The sequence below is a fragment of the Streptomyces sp. NPDC018263 genome (genome assembly GCF_055562575.1).
The window spans coordinates 1-1,149 of sequence record NZ_JBVHFA010000022.1 but is presented as its reverse complement, the minus strand read 5'-3'; the positions used below and the strand labels follow the sequence as shown (position 1 = coordinate 1,149).

Annotated in this window: 2 rRNA genes; both read left to right on the top strand. The window is 48.7% G+C overall.

Features of this window, described 5'->3' with window-relative positions:
• Positions 1–396: ribosomal RNA gene (locus tag ACZ3HQ_RS29580) — 16S ribosomal RNA — on the top strand; the annotation flags it as partial.
• A 206-nt stretch (positions 397–602) separates the two neighbouring features.
• Positions 603–1,149: ribosomal RNA gene (locus tag ACZ3HQ_RS29575) — 23S ribosomal RNA — on the top strand; the annotation flags it as partial.

Genomic DNA, 1,149 nt, shown 5'->3' with positions numbered 1-1,149 from the left:
CTAAGGTGACTGCCGGTGACAAACCGGAGGAAGGTGGGGATGACGTCAAATCATCATGCCCCTTATGACCTGGGCTACACACGTGCTACAATGGATGGTACAAAGGGCAGCAAAACCGCGAGGTCGAGCCAATCCCATAAAACCATTCTCAGTTCGGATTGTAGGCTGCAACTCGCCTACATGAAGCTGGAATCGCTAGTAATCGCGGATCAGCATGCCGCGGTGAATACGTTCCCGGGCCTTGTACACACCGCCCGTCACACCACGAGAGTTTGTAACACCCGAAGTCGGTGGGGTAACCCTTCTGGGAGCCAGCCGCCTAAGGTGGGATAGATGATTGGGGTGAAGTCGTAACAAGGTAGCCGTATCGGAAGGTGCGGCTGGATCACCTCCTTTCTAAGGAAAAATGGATTTATTCCATTCATAGATTGTTGATAGTTTGTTGTTCAGTTTTGAGGGAGCAATTCCTCATGATATAAAATTGTTCTTTGAAAACTAAATCATATAGAAGAAAAACCAAGATAAAACCGAGTAATCGCCATCTTAGATTCTCTATGTAAATAGAAGAATTAGGGTAAAGAGTAACATCTTTAGCCAAATCAAGTTAAGTTAGAAAGGGCGCACGGTGGATGCCTTGGCACTAGGAGCCGATGAAGGACGGGACTAACACCGATATGCTTCGGGGAGCTGTAAGTAAGCTTTGATCCGGAGATTTCCGAATGGGGAAACCCACTATCCGTAATGGGATAGTATCGTTACTTGAATACATAGAGTAACTGAAGGCAGACCCGGGGAACTGAAACATCTAAGTACCCGGAGGAAGAGAAAGCAAACGCGATTCCCTTAGTAGCGGCGAGCGAAACGGGATTAGCCCAAACCAAGAGGCTTGCCTCTTGGGGTTGTAGGACACTCTACATGGAGTTACAAAGGAACGGGGTAGATGAATAGGTCTGGAAAGGCCAGTCACAGAAGGTAAAAACCCTGTAGTCGAAACTTCGTTCCCTCCTGAGTGGATCCTGAGTACGGCGGGACACGAGAAATCCCGTCGGAAGCAGGGAGGACCATCTCCCAAGGCTAAATACTCCCTAGTGACCGATAGTGAACCAGTACCGTGAGGGAAAGGTGAAAAGCACCCCGGAAGGGGAGTGA